17 protein-coding genes are annotated in these 20,911 nt (G+C 71.0%); 10 read left to right on the top strand and 7 right to left on the bottom strand.

The window, feature by feature from the left end; all coding sequences use genetic code 11:
* Positions 1-75: 75 nt before the first annotated feature.
* Complete coding sequence (locus tag WME73_RS07325; protein ID WP_437915217.1) at positions 76-777, top strand: TetR/AcrR family transcriptional regulator C-terminal domain-containing protein; 702 nt, start codon at positions 76-78, stop codon at positions 775-777.
* A 146-nt stretch (positions 778-923) separates the two neighbouring features.
* Here WME73_RS07325 and WME73_RS07320 read toward each other — a convergent pair whose 3' ends face one another.
* Positions 924-1,949 (bottom strand): hypothetical protein, encoded by a 1,026-nt coding sequence (locus WME73_RS07320; protein ID WP_437744764.1) that lies wholly within the window; start codon positions 1,947-1,949, stop codon positions 924-926.
* A 325-nt stretch (positions 1,950-2,274) separates the two neighbouring features.
* Between WME73_RS07320 and WME73_RS07315 the strand changes: the two genes are divergently transcribed.
* Positions 2,275-3,111 carry a cyclase family protein gene (locus WME73_RS07315; RefSeq protein WP_437744763.1) on the top strand — a complete coding sequence of 279 codons (837 nt, stop codon included), beginning with the start codon at positions 2,275-2,277 and terminating at the stop codon, positions 3,109-3,111.
* A gap of 43 nt (positions 3,112-3,154) precedes the next feature.
* On the opposite strand, the gene WME73_RS07310 is transcribed toward WME73_RS07315, so the two are convergent.
* The gene (locus WME73_RS07310) at positions 3,155-3,544 is read right to left on the bottom strand and encodes a tautomerase family protein (protein WP_437550482.1); all 390 of its coding nucleotides are present in this window, start codon (positions 3,542-3,544) and stop codon (positions 3,155-3,157) included.
* Between the two features lie 32 nt (positions 3,545-3,576).
* The gene (locus WME73_RS07305) at positions 3,577-5,526 is read right to left on the bottom strand and encodes a D-glucuronyl C5-epimerase family protein (RefSeq protein ID WP_437915216.1); all 1,950 of its coding nucleotides are present in this window, start codon (positions 5,524-5,526) and stop codon (positions 3,577-3,579) included.
* Positions 5,527-5,695: 169 nt separating this feature from the next.
* On the opposite strand from WME73_RS07305, the gene WME73_RS07300 reads away from it, so the two are divergent.
* From WME73_RS07300 to WME73_RS07285, 4 genes are all read left to right on the top strand, one after another.
* Positions 5,696-6,862, top strand: coding sequence for an RtcB family protein (locus WME73_RS07300; protein WP_437915215.1), 1,167 nt, complete (start codon positions 5,696-5,698; stop codon positions 6,860-6,862).
* 145 nt (positions 6,863-7,007) lie between these two features.
* On the top strand, positions 7,008-8,792 hold the full coding sequence (locus WME73_RS07295; protein WP_437915214.1) for a Rieske 2Fe-2S domain-containing protein: 1,785 nt from the start codon (positions 7,008-7,010) through the stop codon (positions 8,790-8,792).
* A 70-nt stretch (positions 8,793-8,862) separates the two neighbouring features.
* Positions 8,863-9,750 carry a serine/threonine-protein kinase gene (locus WME73_RS07290; RefSeq protein ID WP_437744759.1) on the top strand — a complete coding sequence of 296 codons (888 nt, stop codon included), beginning with the start codon at positions 8,863-8,865 and terminating at the stop codon, positions 9,748-9,750.
* 5 nt (positions 9,751-9,755) lie between these two features.
* Positions 9,756-11,075: a GNAT family N-acetyltransferase gene (locus WME73_RS07285; RefSeq protein WP_437744758.1), complete on the top strand. Its 1,320-nt coding sequence runs from the start codon at positions 9,756-9,758 to the stop codon at positions 11,073-11,075.
* A gap of 40 nt (positions 11,076-11,115) precedes the next feature.
* Here the strand turns inward: WME73_RS07285 and glgX are convergent, their stop codons facing one another.
* Together glgX and WME73_RS07275 are read right to left on the bottom strand one after the other, a co-directional pair.
* Positions 11,116-13,245, bottom strand: a complete 2,130-nt coding sequence (gene glgX / locus WME73_RS07280) for a glycogen debranching protein GlgX (RefSeq protein WP_437915212.1) — start codon at positions 13,243-13,245, stop codon at positions 11,116-11,118.
* Between the two features lie 79 nt (positions 13,246-13,324).
* On the bottom strand, positions 13,325-13,498 hold the full coding sequence (locus tag WME73_RS07275) for a hypothetical protein (protein WP_437915211.1): 174 nt from the start codon (positions 13,496-13,498) through the stop codon (positions 13,325-13,327).
* 691 nt (positions 13,499-14,189) lie between these two features.
* On the opposite strand from WME73_RS07275, the gene WME73_RS07270 reads away from it, so the two are divergent.
* Entirely contained in the window at positions 14,190-15,323 is a 1,134-nt protein-coding gene (locus WME73_RS07270; RefSeq protein ID WP_437915210.1) for a hypothetical protein, read from the top strand.
* A gap of 225 nt (positions 15,324-15,548) precedes the next feature.
* Here the strand turns inward: WME73_RS07270 and WME73_RS07265 are convergent, their stop codons facing one another.
* Both WME73_RS07265 and WME73_RS07260 read right to left on the bottom strand, forming a co-directional pair.
* Complete coding sequence (locus tag WME73_RS07265; protein WP_437915209.1) at positions 15,549-16,742, bottom strand: glycosyltransferase family 4 protein; 1,194 nt, start codon at positions 16,740-16,742, stop codon at positions 15,549-15,551.
* Between the two features lie 14 nt (positions 16,743-16,756).
* Positions 16,757-17,836 carry a glycosyltransferase family 4 protein gene (locus WME73_RS07260; RefSeq protein WP_437744753.1) on the bottom strand — a complete coding sequence of 360 codons (1,080 nt, stop codon included), beginning with the start codon at positions 17,834-17,836 and terminating at the stop codon, positions 16,757-16,759.
* A 264-nt stretch (positions 17,837-18,100) separates the two neighbouring features.
* Between WME73_RS07260 and WME73_RS07255 the strand changes: the two genes are divergently transcribed.
* From WME73_RS07255 to WME73_RS07245, 3 genes are all read left to right on the top strand, one after another.
* Positions 18,101-18,997, top strand: coding sequence for a hypothetical protein (locus WME73_RS07255; protein WP_437915208.1), 897 nt, complete (start codon positions 18,101-18,103; stop codon positions 18,995-18,997).
* Positions 18,998-19,076: 79 nt separating this feature from the next.
* Entirely contained in the window at positions 19,077-20,159 is a 1,083-nt protein-coding gene (locus WME73_RS07250; protein WP_437744751.1) for a nucleotidyltransferase domain-containing protein, read from the top strand.
* Between the two features lie 28 nt (positions 20,160-20,187).
* Positions 20,188-20,904, top strand: a complete 717-nt coding sequence (locus tag WME73_RS07245; protein ID WP_437744750.1) for a TIM barrel protein — start codon at positions 20,188-20,190, stop codon at positions 20,902-20,904.
* Positions 20,905-20,911 lie beyond the last annotated feature (7 nt).

Below are 20,911 nucleotides of genomic sequence, written 5' to 3'. Positions count from 1 at the left end.
GTTAGAGTAAATTGAACGATGTTAGAGTCAAGGCCGTGCTTCGACTTCCGGGCGCGAACGAGGGAAGGGCCGGCGATGCGACTACGACGTGAGCAGGTCGTCGCGACGGCGCTGCGCCTCTTGAACGACGTCGGGCTCGACGCGCTGACGATGCGCCGGCTCGGGCAGGAGCTGGATGTCCAGGCGGCGACGCTCTACTGGCACATCAAGAACAAGGAGGAGCTGCTCGACGCGATGGCGGAGGCCATGCTGGCGGGCTGCGCGGAGAGCGCGCCGGCAGCGCTCTCGGGGATGGAGCTCGCGGCGGACATGGCCGAGCGGCTCCGCAGGGCGCTCCTCGCGCACCGCGATGGGGCGCGGGTGTTCGCGGGGACCTACGTTGCGCAGGACAACACGCTGCGGGTCTCGGAGGTGCTGCTCGGCGCCTTGAGCGGCGCCGGTCTCTCCCCGCGCGCCGCGGCGTGGGGGTGCTGGTCGATCGTGTACTACGTGATCGGCTTCACCCTCGAGGAGCAGGCCCTCGTGGTCCGCCCGGGAGCGGACCCCGGCAAGGCCGATCCTGCGCTCTTCCGCGAGGCGGTGGAGCGAGGAGCTTACCCGCACCTCGCGGCGGCGCTCCCGCACCTCCTGAGCACCGACACGGACGCGCGGTTCCGGTATGGACTGGCGCTGATCCTCAAGGGGCTTGAAGCGGAGCTCGAAGGGGCGCCGCGACCGAGGGAGTCCAGGAGCTCGCACGCCGGAGCCAAGAAGCGGGCGCCCCGCCGGAGCGGCTGACCGCCGCCCGCGCGGATGGCCGAGCCGCTCGGGTCGACGGTCGCTCCCGACCTGGGCCGCGCCGCTGCGGCTCCTGTGCGGCGGCTGCGCCTACCTGGATCGAATCGCTGCGATCACGCGCGCGGAGAACCATCCTCCCGCGGAGCTCACGACGTGCGGAGCGGCTCCGCGAGCCAGCGCACCAGCGCGTCGGCCTCCAGATCGAGCAAGGCATCCTCGACCTCACCCGGACCGATGGCGCGGGCTCGCTCGATGATCGAGCGCTCTTCTTCGGCCGTCGGTCGCCGCCCGAGCCGCCGGGTGAAGAGCCGACCGAGCAGCTCCGCGATCGCCTGCTGCTTGCCTCGCTCCTCACCGCGTCGCTCCCCGCGCTCCTCGCCGCGTCGCTCCCCGCGCTCCTCGCCGCGTCGCTCCCCGCGCTCCTCGCCGCGTCGCTCCCCGCGCTCCTCGCCGCGTCGCTCGGCCTCGATGATCATCTCCCCGATGATCGGCGTGCGCCGGAGCAGCCCCTCTTCCTTGTCCTCCACCATCATGACGAGCTCCTTCAGCAGATTATGCTCCCAGGGATCGATGGTGGCCATCACCAGGAGCGCCGTGTACAGCTCGGCCCGCTCCTCGGCGGTGGCCGCCCCCGTATGGATCTCCGCGACGATCTGCCTCAGCGCCGCCAGGGTCGCGTTCCGGGCGAGAGGCGCGAACACCAGCCAGAGCACGCTGCCACGCGCCCGCAGCTCGGACACCGTGCGCTGGTAGACGGCGTCGATGCGGAAGTGCGCGCCGCTGAACGGCCGCCCCGGCCACGCGATGCAGCGTTTGCCCGTCGTCGGCAGTCGCCGCCTACGGCCCGACAGGACGACGGCGACGCTCTCGATCGGCGGCACCGCCTCCCCGTGGGCATCGAGGCGGAGCGCGGCGAAGAGGAAGCCGAGGTACTCGAAGAGGCGATCCGGAACGTCGTCGCGGAGCGCGAAGCAGAACTCGACGTGCAGCACGCGCGGCTCGCCGTCGATCCGCAAGCGAATGGCCTTGTCGAGGCGACGCTCGATGTTCGTGATCTGGCTGTCGACCCAGCCGAGGACCTCGACGGGACGGCCCTCCGGAACGAGGGCGCGCACAAGGTCCTCAGGGCGCCTCCGGGCGAGGTGGCGAAGCGTGATGTCGGCGTCTCCCATGCGCGGTGTCCATGGCAGCGCGCGTACCAGGGGCGCAGGCGGCCGAAATCAGCGGAATTCAGGGTGTGGCCTGGCGTCAGGCAGGTGGCGGCGCCATGGCGGGTGCGGGTCGCGGCCGCACGAGCCGCGGGGCTCCGCCAAGATAGAGCCGACCGAGCAGCGCCGCGATCGCCTGCTGCTCACCTCGCTCCCGTCCTCGTCGCTCCCTGCGCTCTTGCCCGCGTTACTCTCTCCCGCGCGCGACGTCAGGAGCGATGCCCCGGCGCGAGGCCGGTGACAGAATCATCTCACGCGGCCGGTCGCATGGCCGGCCAGGAGGGGCTCGATGCGAACGTTGATCACGACGATACTCGTGCTCGCCGCGGTCTCGGCGGGCTGCGCGGCGGAGCAGGCGGGAGCGCGGGGCAACACCCCAAGAGGCGCTGGCGCGAGCGAGATCCGCCTGCCCGAGGGCGCGCGGCTCGTCGACCTGACCTATCCCTTCGACGACAAGACCATCTACTGGCCCACGGCAACGACGGGATTCACCCACGGTACGGTGCACCACGGCAAGACCGAGGGCGGCTATTTCTACTCGGCGTACACGCTCTGCGCGCCTGAGCATGGCGGCACGCACCTCGACGCGCCCATCCACTTCGCCGAGGGCAAATCGACCGCGGACGCCGTGCCCCTGTCCCGCCTCGTGGGCTCCGCGGTGGTGGTGGACGTGTCGGCCGCCGCGGCCAGGGACAGCGACTACCTCGTGACCCCGGCGGACATCGAGGCGTTCGAGCGGGCGCACGGCGCCATCGAGCCGCTCACCATCGTGATGATCCGGACGGGCTGGGGCGCGCGCTGGCCTGACAAGAAGCGTTACCTCGGCGACGATCGACCTGGCCACGCCGAAGCGCTGCATTTTCCGGGTATCGGCGAGGACGCCGCCCGGGCGCTCATCGAGCGGAACGTGGGGGCGGTGGGCATCGACACGGCGAGCATCGATCACGGCCCATCGAGGAGCTTCATGGCGCATCGGGCGCTGCTCGGGGCGGATATCCCGGCGTTCGAGAACGTCGCCTCGATGGAGTCGCTGCCCCCGCGAGGCGCGCTCGTCATCGCGCTTCCGATGAAGATTCGCGCCGGCTCCGGCGGGCCGCTGCGCATCGTGGCCGTGCTGCCGCGCTGACCGCCGGAGCCGCGCCGGCGCCCGGCCCGCGAGCGCCCGGACGCTAGAGGTTGATCTTGTAGTTCAGCTTGACCTCGTCGCCATGCATCCCCCGAAACCCCCAGTCGTGGGCGGGCGACTCCGAGATACAGATCTCGATGTCCTGGTGGTCGATCCCGACCTCGTCCCGGATCTTGTCGAACAGGAGCCGCACGAGCTTCTTCTTCGTCTCCACGCTGCGCCCGGTGATCATCGAGATCTCGATGATCGTATAGGCGTCGGTGCGCCCGCCCGGCGCCAGCATGTCCTCGCGCTCCATCGGGAAGAAGCGATGCGCCCGCTTGTCCTGCGGCATCTGCAGCGCCTCCATGACGCAGGCGTGGATCACCCTCGACAGGGCCTCCTTCACCGGATTGAGCTTCTCCTTGATTCCGTAAATCTTCACCTGAGCCATGGGGAGTTCTCCTGGAACCACGTCGATTCGTTTCAGTCGTCCGCGTCCTCGCCCTTCGGCCCGGACTGCCCCGCGGCGGCCTCCTCGCCCTCGTCCTCGGGGAGCCCCGCGTCCGCCGCGCCCGGCGCCTCCGCCGCGAGCGCCATCCGCTCGGCGAGGGGCCGCTCGGGCAGCGTGAGCAGCGGGCCGTCGCCGAGCTCGCCGATCATGTTGAGGTACGCGTTCATCGCGTGGCACACCGAGTCGGTGCGCACATAACGATCCCTGACGCTCCAGAACACCCCGCCGGCGGCCGCCTGCGGGTTCTTCACCACGAAGGAGCTCTCCGGACCGTAAGTGTACTGCAAGAGCAACCGGATCGCGGCGACCACCGCGTCCTTGTACCGATCGCAGCCCTCCATGCCCTTCTTCCGGCAGTGGTGGTACACCTCCGACATCACCTCGGCGAGCCAGCCGCTCCCGCTGCTCGACAGCGACCGCTGCCAGCGGCCGTAGCGGTAGGCGTCCTCGGGCCTGCGCCACTGCCGCTTCACGAGGTCGTCGGCGCAGCGGAAGACGGTCTGCTCGACGCGCTGGTCGCCGCCGGCCTTCGCGAAGTCGAGCAGCGATTGGACCGCCCACGAGCTCGAGATCGGGTTGGGCTTCCTGTAATCGTCGCCGAGGAAACACCCCTTCTCCGCGATCCTGGCGAGCAGGTAGTCCGCGGTCCGGGCCGCGGCGTCGAGGTACTTCTTGTTGTTCGTGGCCCGGTAGGTGCGTGACAGGGCGGAGAGGACCTGCCCCGTGTAGAGCGTCGAGTCCTTGCCCTGGACCTTCCACGCCCCGCCCTCCTGCCCGGTCAGGGCCGAGCGCACGCTGCCGTCCGGCCGCTGCATCGAGATCAGCCACTCGGCCGCGAGCACGGCGGACTCGAGGTACCTCTTGTCCTTCGTGACGCCGTGGAGCTCGAGGAGCGTGAAGATCGACTTCGACGCCGTGCCGACGACCAGCCGGCGCTCGGGCCGCTCGCGCTCCAGGTCGAACGCATAGAAGAAGCCGCCGGCCGTGCGATCGCGCGCCTCGCGGCTCTGCATGCCCATCATGAAGCCGGCGGCCTCCGTCGCCAGCCGCAGCAGGCGCTCGTCGGGCTTGTAGGCGTGCAGCTTCAGCAGCGTCAGCGCCGTGGACGCGGTGTAGATCGTGTGCAGCTCGCGCTCGAACCGGTCCGCGGGGGCGTGGTAGTACTTGTGAACCCCCTTGTGCCGCGGATCGATGACGCGCAGGAGATAGCCTTTGCCATCCTCGATGCGCCGCGCGAGGAGGGGCTTGTCGAGGACGCGCACCGGCACGAGCCCCTCGACGAGCTCGACGCCCTTCCCCGGGCGCTCGACGCTCTCCACCATCGACTCGTGATGATCCGGAAGCTCCACGACCAGCCGCGCGCCCGCGAGCGCCTCGCGCGCGCCGCCCGCCGCGGCCACGGCCCTGCGCGCGGCGTCCTTCAGCGCGACGCAGAGCCCCGCGTCCGACGCCTCCCCGCGGGCGATCTGCTTCCCCTCCTGAAAGCCCATCACGACAGCGCGGAAGGGGCGTTTGGACGAGAGGGCGAGATCGCACGTCACCTTGTCACCGCCCGCTGCCACCTGGCGGACGAAGGCGACGGCGCGATCGCGGAAGGTGCCATTGTCGAGCTCGGCGCCCGCGCTCCCGCCCTCCGGGGCCTGGATCGCCGGATCGGGCACCCGGGGTAGGTTCGCCGCGATCTGGGCCGCGAAGCGGTCGTCGCCGGCGGGCAGGGCGCGCGGTCTACCTTCCGCACCTTCCGCACCTTCCGCACCTTCCGCACCTTCCGCGGCGCTGACCGTCGCGGAAGCCGCGGCGGCGGGCTTCCCGGCCGCAGGGTCCTCGCTCGGCTTGCAGCCGTCACAACCGCTCGTGGCCCCACACGACAGAGCGGCAAAGATCGCCAGGGTTGCGATGGAGAGCGCGCGAGCAGACGGCATGAACAAGGACCCCGGAAGCAGCGATTTCGACGCGTATCAAGAACCCAGAGGCCCCGCAAGGCCGAACGGGGTAGCCGCGCGCCTCGCGATCGCCCGCCCGCGCCCTCGCGATTCGGCCGCATGCGTCCCTCGCTGTTCGCCTGCGCGCGCCCCGCGCTATTCTGCCCGCATGGGACCCGCGCAGATCAAGGGCAAGAACGTGGACATCAAGCTGTGGACCCGGCCGGACGAGGTCGAGGGGATCGCGCTGGAGCAGCTGCGGAACATCAGCGCCCTGCCCTGGGTGTTCCACCACGTCGCCGCCATGCCCGACGTCCACTTCGGCAAGGGCGCGACCGTCGGCTCGGTCATCGCGATGCGGGACGCGGTCGCGCCGGCCGCCGTCGGCGTCGACATCGGCTGCGGGATGGGCGCGCTCCGCACGAACCTCACCGCGGCCGATCTGCCCGACGACCTCCGGCGGATCCGCAGCGACCTCGAGCGGGCGATCCCCGTCGGGTTCGCCGCCCACGACGCCCCGCCGGAGGGGTTCGAGCGCCTCGCGCTCTGGGACGAGTTCGCGAGCCTGAGCCCGAAGGTCCAGGGGCTGTTCACGCGGGCGCGCTGTCAGCTCGGCACGCTGGGGGGCGGCAACCACTTCATCGAGCTCTGCCTCGACACGGACGGCGGCGTGTGGCTGATGCTCCACTCCGGCTCTCGCAACATCGGCAAGGAGCTCGCCGAGATCCACATCGCCACGGCGAAGAAGCTCGCCCACAACCGCGACCTGCCCGATCGCGATCTCGCGGTGTTCCTCGCCGGCACCCCGGAGATGAAGGCCTACCGGCACGACCTCTTCTGGGCGCAGCGGTACGCGCGGACGAACCGGGAGGCCATGTTCCACCTCGCCGAGGGCGTGCTCCGTCGGCACTTCCCCGTGCTCGCGATCCAGGAAGCCATCACTTGCCATCACAACTACGTGGCAGAAGAGTGTCATTTCGGTGAAGACGTGCTGGTGACGCGCAAGGGCGCGATCCGGGCGGGCAAGGGCGAGCTTGGCATCATCCCCGGCTCGATGGGCACGCGCTCGTACATCGTCCGCGGCCTCGGCAACCCCGAGGCGTTCGAGAGCGCCTCGCATGGCGCGGGGCGCAAGATGAGCCGCGGCGAGGCGAAGCGGCGCTTCACGGTCGACGACCTGGCCGCGCAGACGGCCGGGGTCGAGTGCCGCAAGGATGGCGGTGTCCTCGACGAGATCCCCTCCGCCTACAAGCCGATCGAGCGCGTCATGGAAGACCAGCGCGATCTCGTGGAGGTCGTCGCCGAGCTGCGGCAGGTCCTCTGCGTGAAGGGGTGAACGAGCGGCGCGGGTCCGGACAGGGAACTTTTCGCGGCGGCCCCGTTCGTGGCCCCTCCCCGCCCCGCTCTCGGCTACGATGCGCGTCGCTCTCACGACGCGCGCCGCGTACCCACCGCGGCGCGCGCCGCCGCGCGGAGAAGCCATGAAGTCGGACTGGATCGATCTGGGCCCCCTCTCCGAATTTCCGGCGGAGGTGCCCGTGCTGCGCAAGGACGACACGGGGCGGCGCTTCGCCTGCGTCCTCCGTGGCGGCGAGGTCCACGCGCTCGACGATCGCTGCCCGCACCAGGGTTACCCGCTGTCGCAGGGCGCGCTGCGCGGCGGCGTGCTGACCTGCGCGTGGCACAACTGGAAGTTCGAGCTCGCCTCGGGCGCCTGCACGTTCGGCGGCGAGCCCGTGCGGCGCTACGCCACCCGCGTCGACGGCGGGCGCGTCCAGCTCAACCGGGCCGTCGACACAGCGGCCGAGGTGCGGCGCCTCGTCGCCGGCCTGCGCGAGGCGATCCTGCGCGACGAGCCGGCGCGCGCGCTGCGCGAGGGCCTCCGGCTGGGCGCGCTCGGGCTCCACCGGGGGGAGACCGGCCTCGGCAGCCTGCACCTCGCGTTCGAGGTGCTCACCAGGGACGGGGCGGAGCGCGCCGAGTACGGCTTCGACCACGGCCTCGCCCTGCTCGCGGACCTCTGCGCCTGGGTCGAGCGCGGCAGGATCCCGGCCGAGGAGGCGTTCGTGGTCGCCGCCCACGCGATCGGCGAGGCGTCGGCCCGGCTGGGGCCCCGCGGCAAGGGCCCCGGCAAGGTGGGGGCGCGCTCGCCCCTCGCGCGCATCGCCGACTTCGAGCTCGACGAGCCGGCGAAGGTGAGCGAGGCGCTCGCGGCGGAGCGCCGCGACGAGGCCGAGGCGCGGATGCGCGAGCTCGTCGAGATCCGCGGCACGGCCGGCGCGCGCCGCGCGCTCATGCCCTTCGTCGCGCAGCACCTGTACGACTACGGGCACGGCGCCATCTTCCTCTCGAAGGCGCTCGAGCTGGCCGAGCGGTTCTCGTCCGCCGCCGACGAGGTCCTCGCCGCCTCCACGGTGCAGCTCGCCTGGGCGACCGCCGACACCAGCCTGCCCCCCTTCACCGCCACGCGCGCCGCGCTCGCGCGCCTCGCCGATCTGCCCCTGCCTGGCCCCGACAGCGCCGCGGCGGCCACGCGCCCGGACGCCGCGCCGCTCGAGGGCGCGGAGCGCGCCGCCTTCGAGGCCGAGGTGCTCGCCGGAGAGCAGCCGGCCGTCGAGGCGACCGTGCGCTGGCTCGCGCGCGGCGCCGGGCCGCTCGCGCTGCTCGGCGCGATCGGCCACGCCGCCGCCGTCCGCCTCGCGCGCTTCGACTCGGCCTGGGAAGCGCGCCTCGACGCCGAGGTCGGGGTGCTCGACGTCACGCACGCCGTCACCTTCGCGGAGGCGGCGGCGGCGCTCGGGCGCGAGGCCCTCCCGCGCGAGGCCGCGCAGCTTGCGGTGCTCGCGGCCGGCTTCGTCGGCAAGCTCCGCAAGGCGGACGCCGCCGCGCCGCACGCGTCCGCTACGACGGCGGCTACCCGCGCGCGAGGCGGCGGGCTGCTCCAGGCGGTGGAGGCGCGCGACGTCGGCGCGGCGCTCGCGATCGCGCGGGAGCTCGACGCCGCGGGTCGCCGGCGCGCGTTCGCCGAGCTCGCCCCCTTCGCCGCGTTCGACGCCGCGGTGAGGCCCATCTTCACGGCGCACGCGGTGAAGACGCTCGAGGCGCTGGAGCGGCTCGAGTCGTCCGATCCTCAGCCCGACGGCGCGTACCTCGCGGCGCTGCTCACCCACGTCGTCCCCGTCCGGCCGGAGCTCTCCGCGCGCCGGATCGCGGCTGTGGCCAAGAAGTTCATGTCCGATGGGCGACCACCCGATGGACTGTATTGAGCCGGCCGCCCGCCCGATGGACAGAGAGAGAAACGTGCACTGGTGCGAGCATCATTCATACTGACTGTCTATGCGGCTTGAGCCTGGTTCCCACGTAGCGCCGCACCTGACGCTCGACACCCTCCTCCGGATGGGAGGCGTCGGCAGCATCTGGACGGCGCATCACCTCGGGCTCGGCAAGGAGGTCGCCGTCAAGTTCATCTCTGCGTCGCTCGCGACCGATGCGACCGCGGTCGCCCGGTTCCACCGCGAAGGCGCGCTCATGGCGAGGATCAAGAGCCCTCACGTGGCCGAGGTGTACGAGCACGGCGTCGCCGCCAACGGTCTCTCGTACATCGTGATGGAGCTGCTGCGGGGCGAGGAGCTGTCCGACCGGCTAGCGCGCGCCGGGCGACTCCCCCTGGAGGAGACGCTCGCGCTCGTCTCGCAGCTCTGCACGGGGCTCACCGCGGCGCACAAGCTCGGCGTCATTCACCGGGACATCACGCCAGAGCACGTCTTCCTCGCCGACACCGGCGGAGGCACCTGCGTCAAGCTGCTCGATTTCGGGGTGGCCAGGGGGGATGTCGACCCGGATGGGACCACGCTGACGAACACGGGCGCGGTGGTCGGCAGCCTCGTTTATATGAGCCCGGAGCAGTTCTTCAACCCGAAGCTGGTCGACGGCCGCTCGGATCTCTGGTCCGTGGGCATCATGGCGTACCACGCGCTCACCGGCGCGCCGCCGTTCGAGCAGAAGGGGATCGAGGCCCTCCTCGGCGCCATCCGGCTCGGCACCTTCTCGCCTCCGAGCCAGCGTTGCGCCGAGATCACGCCCGCCCTCGACGCGTGGTTCGTCAAGGCGCTTGCCCGTGAGCCGTCCGGCCGCTTCGGATCGGCCGAGGAGATGTCCGAAGCGCTTCACCGGGCCGCCGAAGGGCCGCCGGGCCCAGGGAGCGCGCCTCCCAGGGTAGATTGACCGGCATGGCGCGCACCCGCACCCCGAGCCGTTCCAACCATGAGCTCGTGTTTCGCAGCGCCCGCAAGGGCGAGGAGGGCACCCTCGCGACGGTCGCCTACCGCGCGTTCCAGGCGGGTGATCCAGAGGCGTGGCTGCGGTATTTCACCGAGCACGCGCACCTCGCCCTCGACAACGTGATCGTCGCGGAGACCGACGGCCAGCTCGTCGGGTACGTCGCCTCGCTCGACCTGACGATGAGCTTCGCGGGCGCGGACGTGCCGTTCCAGGGCCTCTCGTCCGTCGCGGTGCTGCCGGAGTTCCGCCGCCGGGGCATCGCGGATCGGCTCGTCCGCGAGAGCCTCCGCCGCATGCGCCGCCGGGGCGAGGCGCTCACCCTGCTCCACCCTTTCCGGCTCTCGTTCTACCGGCGGTTCGGCTTCGGCGTCTGCGAGCTCCGGGACGTCGTGCGCACCTCTCCCGATCGGCTCCCGGACTCGGTGCTGCGCCGCCACGTGCGGGCCTTCTCCCGCCCGCGGGACGAGCCGCTCATCAAGCAGGCCTACGACGTCGCGCGGGCCGAGACGACCGGGCAGCTGAAGCGGAGCGACTACTGGTGGGACGTGCGCGTCTTCAAGCGCTCTCCGAGCGGCGCCGTCTACGTGGATCCGGGCTCCAAGGCGATCGCCGGCTACCTGTTCTTCGACGTCCCGGAGGGCGGCGCCTACGGCGCGCAGCAGCTGCTCGTCCGCGAGCTCCACGCGCCGACGCCGGGCGCTTACCGCGGGCTCATCGGCTTCCTCGGCGCGCTCGGCGATCAGTACGAGGTCGTGGAGCTGGCGCTCCCGCGCGGCCAGGGCGCGCCGCTGCTCGATGAGCCCGGCATCCGCGACGAGCCGATCGTGTACGAGACGGCGGCCCGGCACCCCGGTCTGTGCCCGCCCGCGCACACGGCGCAGCGCCGCAGCGTCCTCGGCCTGACGGCGGCGGGCGCGATGGGGCGCATCGTCGACGTCGCCGCCGCGCTCGCGCTCCACCCGTCGCCGCGGAAGCACGGCGTCCGGGGCGCCATCGGCGTCGACGTCGAGGACCCGGTGTTCACGGACGCGCCGCGCGCCTTCGACGTCACCTTCGCCGCGCGCGGCGTCCAGACGGCGCCCGGCAGCACAGCGGGCGATCGCCTCTCGCTCTCCATCGAGCGCCTCACGCAGATCTATTTCGGCGCCTCCTCGGCGCGCGATCTCCTGAGCCAGGGCTTCGTGGTGGGCAGCGCCAAGGCGGCCGCCCTCCTCGACGCCGCGTTCGCCGGCCCCCCCCTCTTCCTCGGCGCCTTCAACGCGTTCTGAGCGCCCTGCTCTACAACGGTTTCCGCCCCCCTCTGCACCCTCATGCAGAGCGCCGGCTGCGGAGGAAGAGCTTGAGCGAGCGCGACGCCAGCGCCGTCTCTTCGCCGCCTTTCCGCGTCTCGACGGCGGCGTCGTCCTGGGTGTCCACGAGGAGCTGCCACGGCCTGGGCTCATCGGCGAAGGGCAGGAGGAAGCCCAGGTCGCACGGCGACGCGTTGAGCAGCAGGACGAAGTCGTCGTCGATCAGCCGATCGCCCTCCTCGTCCACGTCGTCGAGCCCCTCCCCCGACAGGAACACGCCGAGGCACTGCGTGCACGGGTTCGACCAGTCCTCGTCGGACATGAGCTCTCCGTCCGGGCGATACCACTGGATATCGTAGGTCTTGCCGCCGCGGATCGGGCGCCCCTTGAAGAAGATCGAGCGCCTGAGCGCCGGGTGCTCGTGCCGGATGCGGAGGCATTTGCGCGTGAACTCCAGGAGCGCCCGCGACGGCTCGTCCCAGTCCCACGGCTGCCACGTGAGCGGGCTGTCCTGGCAGTACCCGTTGTTGTTCCCCTGCTGCGTGCGCCCCCGCTCGTCCCCGTGGAGGAGCATCGGAGTCCCCTGCGAGAACAGGAGCGACGCCATGATGTTCCGCGCCTGCCGCGCCCGCAGCTTCAGGATCTCGGGGTCGTCGGTCGGCCCCTCGACGCCGCAGTTCCACGAGCGGTTGTCGTCGGCGCCGTCGCAGCCCCCCTCCCCGTTCGCCTCGTTGTGCTTTTCGTTGTACGAGACGAGATCCGCCAGGGTGAAGCCGTCGTGGGCCGTGACGAAGTTGATGCTCGTGTACGGCTTTCGCCCGCTGTTCTCGTAGAGATCGCTGCTCCCCGTGAGCCGGAACCCGAGATCGGAGGCGATGCCGCCCGAGCCGCGCCAGAAATCGCGCAGCGTGTCCCGATAACGACCGTTCCACTCGGCCCAGCGCACCGGGAAATTGCCCACCTGGTAGCCGCCGGGGCCCACGTCCCAGGGCTCGGCGATGAGCTTCACCTGGCTGAGCACCGGGTCCTGGTGGATGATCGTGAAGAAGCTCGAGAGCTGGTCGACGTCGTGGAGGCCGCGCGCCAGCGCCGCCGCGAGGTCGAAGCGGAACCCGTCCACGTGCATCTCGAGGACCCAGTACCGCAAGGAGTCCATGATCAGCTGGAGCGTCTGCGGGTGACGCACGTTGAGGGTGTTCCCCGTGCCCGTGTAGTCGAAATAGTAGCGCTCGTTGCCAGGGACGAGGCGGTAGTAGGTCGGGTTGTCGATGCCGCGCAGGCTCAGCGTCGGGCCCAGGTGGTTGCCCTCCGCCGTGTGGTTGTAGACGACATCGAGGATGACCTCGATGCCGGCGGCGTGGAGCGCCTTCACCATCTCCTTGAACTGCCGCACCTCCGACGCCACCTCGGCGCCGGCGCGGTACCCGACGTCCGGCGCGAAGAAGCCTATCGAGTGGTATCCCCAGTAGTTCCGTAGCCCCTTGTCGAGCAGGAATTTCTCGTGAACGAAGGCGTGCACGGGCAGGAGCTCGATGGCCGTGATGCCGAGATACCGCAGGTATCCGATGATGGCCGGGTGGGCGATGCCAAGGTAGGTCCCGCGGAGCTCCTCCGGGATCTCCGGGTGCTGCATCGTCATGCCGCGGACGTGCGCCTCGTAGATGACGCTGCGGTGGAACGGCACGTACGGGCGCCGGTCTCCGCCCCAGTCGAAGGACGGGTCGATGACGACGCCGAGCGGGGCGCCGAGCGCCTCCCCCTCGGCCATGACGAGGTCGCCGTCGGGCTCACCGCTCCGGTGGGCGAACGCGCCCGCGTCCCACTGGACCCGCGAGGCGAGCGCCTTCGCGTACGGATCGAGCAGGCGCACCCGCGGGTTGAAGCGCAACCCCCGCTCCGGCGCCCACGGGCCGTGCACGCGATACGCGTATTTCTGCCCCGGCCCGACCTCCGGCACGTAGACGTGCCAGACGAGGGAGGTGCGGTGACGGACCGGCAGGCGTTGCTCGTTCCCCTCGTCGTCGACGAGGCACAGGTCCACCGCCTCGGCGTTCTCCGAGAAGAGGGCGAACTGCGTTCCAGCGCCGTCCCATGTCGCGCCGAGCGGGTACGGATCCCCGGGGCGCATTCCTTTGCGCTTGTAGCTCATGCTGATCTCGGTTTCGGGATCCACAGTCGAGGCGCGGCGCCCCCTCGGGCCCCGTCGCCCCGGCCGGCGTATTTGCGGGCTAGGCGGCGTGAGCGCGCCGGCTGCCCATGACGTCGGTCACGACGTCCGCTACGCTCCGTGCCATTCCCTCCGCGATGCGGAGCGCCTGGGCCTGATCGCCCTCCGGGGTGCACATCCTGAGGCGCTCGATCATGTCCACGAGCCGCCGGGCTAGCTCGCACGCCTCGGTCATCGAAGCTGGTGACTCCAGGGAGGCCCTCCGCGGGAGGGAAACCATCTCTTCGCTCGGCGTCATCGCGGTTGACATCATGCCTGGCTCCTTATCGGTGATGGCTGCGGTCCGCACCCCCCAGAGCAGGCATCGTGCCAGCGCGGCTCCCGTTGGGATGCTCACCGCAGACACAACGGTAGGTGGTCAGCCGACAGGCTGGGCGGCACAAATCGCCACAGGTGGGGCGATTTGTCCCCCTCACAGCCATCCTCGCTCGGCAAAGCGGCGCGGCTCACCGAACAGCCAGGCGACAAAATTGAAGACACGATGCATGCCGCAAGGGTTCGCCGCACGGTGGCTGTTCGGGACGGCCGTTCGGGCTCTGCTGGGGTGTGCTTGAGTTTCCATGGCCTCTGCGCACCCCTTTCCGTGGCGGGCGGGCCGCGTGCGCTCGCTGCTTGCGGGGCCGAGGACGGCGTCGCGCGCCTCGCAGGGGGGCGAACGCGGCGAGCACGATCACGACGCACGCCCCGTCGCGCGCGCCGTCCGGGGGGCAGGTGGGCCGCGCTCCGCGCGACGTCGCCTGAGACCGCGAGGTGATCTTGATCGCTGCGCGGCCCCGAGGCGGCTATGGCTACGCCCGGGGGGGCCAGGTTAGTATCCGTTCCGCCGCGGCGGCCGCCGGTCCAACGCGTCGCGGTCGAGAGAGCTCATGATCGGAACACTCCAGGCGAAGATCCAGTATCTCAAGAACAAGAACCTTCACAACTGGCTCGGCGGCTACGCCCGGCAGAGGATCGAGAACGCCCGTGCTCCGCGTCCGCTCGGCCCGCGGCACCTGCTCTTCGCGGTCTGCGATCACTGGGAGCCAGGGTGGGAGAACCCCACACCGGAGGTCGGCGACGCGCGGGTGGGGGCGTGGTCGAAGGGGTATCCCGAGATGGCCGGCGCGTACCGCGACGCGGACGGCCGGAACCCGCGTCACAGCTTCTTCTTTCCGGGGGAGCAGTACACGCCCGGGTGGCTCGACGCGCTGGCGGACCTCACGCGCCGCGGCTTCGGCGAGGTGGAGCTGCACCTGCACCACCACAACGACACGGAGGAGAACCTGCGCGCGGACATCCTCAGGTACCTGGACATCCTGGGGAAGCACGGGCATTTCTCGCGCGACCCGGACGGGCGCATGCGTTACGGGTTCATCCACGGCAACTGGTGTCTGGCGAACTCCGGGCGGGACTCGCGGAACTGCGGAGTCGACGCGGAGCTCCCGCTCCTCTTCGAGACGGGCTGCTATGCCGACTACACGTTCCCGTCGGCCCCCGACGAGTCGCAGCACTCCATCGTGAACCAGATCTACTGGCCGACGGGCAACCTGGCGCGCCGGAGTGCCCACGCCGTGGGCGCGCGAGCCAAGGTCGGCGAGGTGCTGGAGGACCGGATCCTGATGATCGAGGGCCCGCTCGCGCTCGCGCTGACGCGCCGGGGAAGCCGGGTGCGGATGCGGATGGAGTACGGCGCGCTCCAGGCGATCGACCCGCCGACGCCGGATCGGGTGAAGACGTGGGTCGATCAGAACATCCATATCGAGGGGAGGCCCGAGTGGGTGTTCGTCAAGGTCTACACGCACGGCGCGCCCGAGGAGCAGGCGGCGTCGCTGCTCGGCGCCGGGGGCCACGAGCTGCACCGGGAGCTCACCACCCGTTACAACGATGGCAAGGAGTGGGTGCTCCACTACGTGACCGCGCGGGAGATGTACAATATCGCGATCGCCGCGCTCGAGGGGAAGACGGGCAATCCCGGTGACTACAGGGATCACCGCCTGAAGCCGCCGCCCTGCGCGAGCTGACGCAACCACTCCCCCTCCGACAACACCGCAGGCCCGGCGCATAGGCGTTAACCAATCTTCGCGCCGCGTTCTCCTACCTCCGAACGTTTACGTGGTCCTGGTCGTGAACGTGGTCGTGGTCGTGGTCGTGGTCGTCAACGGTAGGCCGTGAACGACCACGACCACGACCACGTAAACGTTTACGTTTACGTTGGCGTGTCCGTCGCGCGAGCCGGACAGCTCGCCTCAGCCCGGCCCGCGACCGCGCTGCTCGCCGAGGACCTCTTTCAGGAGCGCGTGATAGCGCTCCCCCACGACGTCCCATGACAGCGCCCCCACGCTGCCCCGCAGCGCCTCCGGCTCCCATGCCGTATCCAGCGCTCGCGCCAACGCGGCCCCGAGCGCCCCGGGATCGCCGGGGGGGACGAGGAGGCCATTGCCCCCGTGCCCTTCGCGGACGAGCTCCGGCACGCCGCCGACCCGGGTTCCGACGACGGGGCGGCCCGAGGCGAGCGCCTCCAGGACGACGTTCGGACAGCCCTCGCGGCGGCTCGGCAGACAGAACACGTCGCACGCGGCCATGTAGTCCGGGATCTCCACGGGCAGCGCCCAGCCGAACAGCCGCACGCGATCGCCCAGGCCGAGCGCGCTCACCTTCGCGCGCAGCGGCTCGAGCAGCTCGCCACCGCCCACCATCATCAGGTGAATGTCGCGGCGGCCCGTCCGGTCGAGGTGCGCCATCGCCTCCACGAGGACGTCCACGCCCTTCTCGGGCACGTGATAACCGGCGTACAGCACCACCTTCGCGTCCGCCGGGACGCCGAAGCGCCGCCGCGGCTCGGCCCGATCCCGGATCGCGAACCGCGCGCCGTCGACCGCGTTGAGCTGCACCACGACGCGCTCCCGCGGCACCCCGAGCTCCACCAGGCGCTCCCCGAGCGCCCCGCTCACCGCGACCACACGGGCGCAGCGCTGGAGCGCCGGCGCGATCTGCGCCCGCAGCGCGGGGTTCCTCGGCTGCTCGTTGATGTCGCTGCCGAGCACCGTCGTGACGACCGGCACCCCCGCCTCGCGCGCGAACGCCTCCGCGGCGACGGTATCGGGATAGGCCCACGCGGCCAGGATCGCGTCGTACGGAAACTCGCGCCGCAGCCCCGCCATCGTGCGCCCGAGCGATGCACGGAGCGCCCGCGCGTGCAGGCTCGGCAGCCCCGGGACCGACCAGTACGTGGGGAACAGCGCGTCGATGCCGGTGTGCGCCTCGCGCGTGCCGCCGAAGAGCTCCCGTGACGCCCCGCGCGCGCGCGTCCACCAGGGGATCGGGGCCACGAGCCGGAGCTCGCAGCGGCGCGCGAGCGCCCTGTACGTGTGATAGCTGTACGGCGCCATCGTCGGCAGCCGCGTGGAAGGGTAATGATGGGTGAAGACGAGTACCTTCATCGCGCGCTCGCCTGTCACGTGAGACGGAAATAGAGTTGCTCGTATTTGCGCGTCATCTTCTCGAACGAGAAGTCGTCGCGCACCCGCGCGTGCCCCGCCTCGCCGAGCCGCCGCCTCAGCGCCGGGTCGCTCGCGAGCCGCTCGATCGCGTCCGCGAGCGCGTCGTGCCCGTCCACCGGGACGATCAGGCCGTGCTCCTCGTGCCGCACCACCTCCGGGACCCCGCCGACCGGCGTCACCACGACAGGCAGGCTGCGCGCCATGGCCTCGAGGACGGCGAGCGGCAGCCCCTCGTCGCGCGAGGGCAGCGTGAAGAAATCGGCGGCGACGAGCAGATCGGGCACGTCCTTGCGGAAGCCGAGGAAGCGCGCCTCGGCGCCGTGGACCCCGAGCTCCCTCGCGAGCCCATGGATGCGATCGCGCTCGTCGCCGTCGCCGACGACGAGCACCGCGACCGCGACGCCCCGCTCCCGGAGCCGCGCGAGCGCCCGCAGCAGCACGTCGTGCGCCTTCACCGGGTGGAACGCGGCGGGCATGATGCCAAGGAACACGTCCGGGCCGAGCCCGAGCTCGGCGCGCACCTCGTCGCGCGTCCGCTTGGCCGGGGTGATGTCGATCCCGTTGTGGATGACAGAGATGTTGCTGGCCACGCCGACCGCGCCGCTCTTGTCGGCCGTGTCCTGCGAGCAGCCGACGACAGCGTCCGTTTCACGCCACTCGAAGCGCGACGGAACGCGGATGATCCCGCGCGTCTGGGCGTGATCGGTGAAGACGAGCCGCGCGCGCGTAAGGAGCTTGCCGATCGTGGCGTAATGGAGCGCAGTGGGGTTGTGCGCGTGAACGACGTGCGGGCGGGAGCGCGCGAAGGAGAGGGCCGCGTGCGCGAGCCGCGTGGGGAGGCGCCCGCCCAGCACCGTGGTCGGCAGCGTCCGCTGCCGCGCCAGCTCCGCCAGCGGCCCGCCGCGCAGCGCGAGGATCGAGGCGTCGTGGCCGTGGCGCCGCTGCGCCTCGGCGAGGCGCAGTACGAAATGCTCCATACCTCCGCCATTGAGGCTGCTCACGACATGGACGATCCGCAGCGTCGAATTCCCCATGAAGGCTTGCTACCCGAATCGGGTCCCCTGTTGAAGCGCAAACCGCACCCAGCATCAACACACGCGCTGCCAAACGCCCACCCGGCACGCCGGCGGTCGTGGCCTCTGGCGTTCGTCCGCGTTCGTCGACGTTCGTCCACGCTCGTTGGCGCGCGTCGCCGCCCGCCGACGCGCGCGCCCAAAGATCGATGGATCAGCGTACCACCTCGCCTCGCCGTCACCTCACCTTTTGATTTGCCGAACGGAAGCGGCTACTAGACGGGCATGAACCCTGAGCTTCGGCGCGCCCTTGACGAAGGCATGCGCCGCGTGCCCGGCATGGACGCCGCGACGAGGCTGCTCGCCGTGCGGCTCGAGACGGTCAGAGCGCTCCTTGCGCGCCGGCTCGCAGAGAACCCGCTCCCCGTGCCCGACGCCGTGACCCCGAGCGAGATCCCATCCGTCGCCGAGCTCGGCCCGGGGGACAGGGTGCTCGCGGAGCTCGATCAGGACGGCTTCGCCTTCGCGGTCCACCCGGCCGACGTCGCCTTCTTCAACCGGCGGAGCCAGAAGATGCCGCGCCTGCGCTACCGGCTGCACGTCGTGCTGCGCAACGGCTACGTCTGCGTCCGCAAGCGCTTCGTCGGACAGCCGCAGAACGCGCCGCTCCAGGCGCACCTCTTCGCCCTGCTCGGTCTCTTCTTCTACAACGAAGCAGCCGCGCTCTTCCGCCTGCGCGACCTCCCCAGCGTCCCGAGGATTCGCGATCTCAGCCTCGCCACGCGCACCCTTTACCTCGACTACGTGCGCGGACGGACGCTGCAACATCAGGTCGCCGAGCGCGGGGAGAAGGTGCTCGACATCGACCTCGCGCCGCTCGGGCAGCTGTTCGATCCAGACCGCGACCGGCGAGAGATCGAGGCGTTCGCGAGCGGCGGCGGCGCGGCCTACCGCGGCCGGATCGAGGAGATCGTCCGGGCGATGAACGCGCGCGGCGTCGCGCCGCTCGACGTCAAGCTGGGCAACGTGCTCATCGGGGAGAAGACGGGCGCCCTGTACTGGATCGATTTCGAGCGAGCCGCGCTCGAGGGCACCCCCCGCTACCGCGATCGCCTCGACGAGCACCATGACCTCGTGAACCGGTGGTTCGGGCTCGCGCTCTCCGGCGACGGCGGGGCGTGAGGCGCGCGGCGCGACGCGGCGCGCTGCAATGCGCTGCGGTGGGCTCGATGGACGGCTCCCGCGATCGAGGGTGCGATCGATGACGAGAGATGAAGACGCGGCGCCGCGGAGCGCCATCGAGCGGATCGGCGAGAAGGCGGGGCGATCGTGGCCGAGCATCGAGGCGGCCGCGCGGCTCTCGACGGAGACCCGGACGCGGCTCGCGGCGCTGCTCCGCGAGCAGATCCCCTGCGACACGAGCGTCGTGGTCTTCGGCTCGCTGGCGCGGGGCGAGTACACGACCGGCAGCGATCTCGACTGGACGCTGCTCATCGACGGTCAGGCCGACGAGGGGCATTTCAGCCAGGTCCAGGCCATCACGAGGATCCTGAGGGAAGCGAAGTTCCATGAGCCGGGCCCGACGGGCGTGTTCGGCAACGTGGCCTTCAGCCACCCGATCCTCCACCAGATCGGCGGGCAGGAGGACACGAACAAGAACACGACCCAGCGCATCCTGCTGCTCCTGGAGTCGCTCGCGATCGGCCAGCCGGACGCCCACGAGCGGGTGCTCAGGCTCGTGCTCTCGCGGTACATCGAGGACGACCGCGGGCTGCGCTACGGCAGCAAGCGCGAGATCCTCCCGATGTTCCTCCTGAACGACATCGTCCGGTACTGGCGCACGGTCGCCGTCGATTTCGTCTACAAGCAGCGGGAGCGCAGCTCGGGCTGGGCGCTCCGCAACGCGAAGCTCAGGATGTCGCGGAAGCTCATCTTCGTGAGCGGGCTCCTCACCTGCTTCGGCTTCGAGCTGTTCTGCAAGGATCGGGCGACGTTGACCGACGACGGCGAGCGGCTCTCGACGCCCGCGCTCGTGCGCTTCCTGCGAGAGCGCATCCGGGTGACGCCCCTGGAGAGCCTGGCCGAGGTGCTGCTCCGGCCCTCGATCTCCGCGGAGACGGCGCGCACGCTGTTCGACAGCTACGACGCGTTCCTCGCGCTCCTCTCGAACGAAGAGGAGCGCGGCCGGCTGAAGCAGCTGCCGCTGGACGATCAGCTGGGCAGCGACCCGACCTTCAAGCGGGTGCGGGACATCGCGCGTGAGTTCCAGGGCGGGCTCGACCGGCTCTTCTTCAAGGAAGACGACGAGCTCCGCAAGCTCCTCCAGACCTATGGGGTGTTCTGATGCTCCTCCAGACCTATGGGGTGTTCTGATGCGACCCGTGGGCTACTCGACAGGGGCGCTCGCCCTCAGCGACGTCGAGCGAGCGCTCTCGATGCTCGAAGGGAGCTCGGCGACCGCCGTGGAGCTCTCCGCGCTGCGGATCTCGGAGCTCAAGCCGCTGCTCCGGCTCCTCGGCTCGCTCGACCTGTCGCGGTACGGCTACGTCTCGTTCCACGCTCCGAGCCGCTTCGACGCGGCGGAGGAGCGCGCCGTCGCCGACGCCATGGCGGAGGTGGCCGCGCTCGGATGGCTCATCGTCCTCCACCCCGACACGCTCCGTGATCTCGGCGCCTTCCGGCAGCTCGGCGGCCTCCTCGCCATCGAGAACATGGATAAGAGAAAGCGGACAGGCCGCACCGTGGAGGAGCTCGGGCCCTTCTTCGACGCGCTGCCGGACGCGTCGTTCTGCTTCGATATCGGCCATGCGCACCAGGTCGATCGCACGATGACCGAGGCCCATTTCCTCGTACGGGAGCACAGGACGCGGCTGAAGCAGCTCCACGTGAGCGAGGTGAACGCGGGGAGCCGCCACGGCGCCCTGAGCCAGAGCGCGGCGCACGCGTTCCAGCGGATCGCCGCCCACCTCCCTGACGACGCGGCGCTGATCCTGGAGACCCCGGCGTCGCCCGCGGAGCTCGAGCGGCAGATGGCCATTGCGCGGGCGGCGCTGTCGAACCCGAAGGGCCTGGAAAACACGCACGCCTGAGGCCGCG

The organism is Sorangium sp. So ce302, from assembly GCF_051530145.1.
Classification (GTDB): domain Bacteria; phylum Myxococcota_A; class Polyangia; order Polyangiales; family Polyangiaceae; genus Sorangium; species Sorangium cellulosum_B.
Note: the sequence above shows the minus strand (reverse complement) of the source record. Positions and strands in the feature narration are given on the sequence as shown.

Coding starts and splice junctions, on each gene's coding strand:
- WME73_RS07325 (WP_437915217.1), top strand. CDS start 76: ATGCGACTACGACGTGAGCAGGTCGTCGCGACGGCGCTGCGCCTCTTG.
- WME73_RS07320 (WP_437744764.1), bottom strand. CDS start 1,949: ATGGGAGACGCCGACATCACGCTTCGCCACCTCGCCCGGAGGCGCCCT.
- WME73_RS07315 (WP_437744763.1), top strand. CDS start 2,275: ATGCGAACGTTGATCACGACGATACTCGTGCTCGCCGCGGTCTCGGCG.
- WME73_RS07310 (WP_437550482.1), bottom strand. CDS start 3,544: ATGGCTCAGGTGAAGATTTACGGAATCAAGGAGAAGCTCAATCCGGTG.
- WME73_RS07305 (WP_437915216.1), bottom strand. CDS start 5,526: ATGCCGTCTGCTCGCGCGCTCTCCATCGCAACCCTGGCGATCTTTGCC.
- WME73_RS07300 (WP_437915215.1), top strand. CDS start 5,696: ATGGGACCCGCGCAGATCAAGGGCAAGAACGTGGACATCAAGCTGTGG.
- WME73_RS07295 (WP_437915214.1), top strand. CDS start 7,008: ATGAAGTCGGACTGGATCGATCTGGGCCCCCTCTCCGAATTTCCGGCG.
- WME73_RS07290 (WP_437744759.1), top strand. CDS start 8,863: ATGCGGCTTGAGCCTGGTTCCCACGTAGCGCCGCACCTGACGCTCGAC.
- WME73_RS07285 (WP_437744758.1), top strand. CDS start 9,756: ATGGCGCGCACCCGCACCCCGAGCCGTTCCAACCATGAGCTCGTGTTT.
- glgX (WP_437915212.1), bottom strand. CDS start 13,245: ATGAGCTACAAGCGCAAAGGAATGCGCCCCGGGGATCCGTACCCGCTC.
- WME73_RS07275 (WP_437915211.1), bottom strand. CDS start 13,498: ATGACCGAGGCGTGCGAGCTAGCCCGGCGGCTCGTGGACATGATCGAG.
- WME73_RS07270 (WP_437915210.1), top strand. CDS start 14,190: ATGATCGGAACACTCCAGGCGAAGATCCAGTATCTCAAGAACAAGAAC.
- WME73_RS07265 (WP_437915209.1), bottom strand. CDS start 16,742: ATGAAGGTACTCGTCTTCACCCATCATTACCCTTCCACGCGGCTGCCG.
- WME73_RS07260 (WP_437744753.1), bottom strand. CDS start 17,836: ATGGGGAATTCGACGCTGCGGATCGTCCATGTCGTGAGCAGCCTCAAT.
- WME73_RS07255 (WP_437915208.1), top strand. CDS start 18,101: ATGAACCCTGAGCTTCGGCGCGCCCTTGACGAAGGCATGCGCCGCGTG.
- WME73_RS07250 (WP_437744751.1), top strand. CDS start 19,077: ATGACGAGAGATGAAGACGCGGCGCCGCGGAGCGCCATCGAGCGGATC.
- WME73_RS07245 (WP_437744750.1), top strand. CDS start 20,188: ATGCGACCCGTGGGCTACTCGACAGGGGCGCTCGCCCTCAGCGACGTC.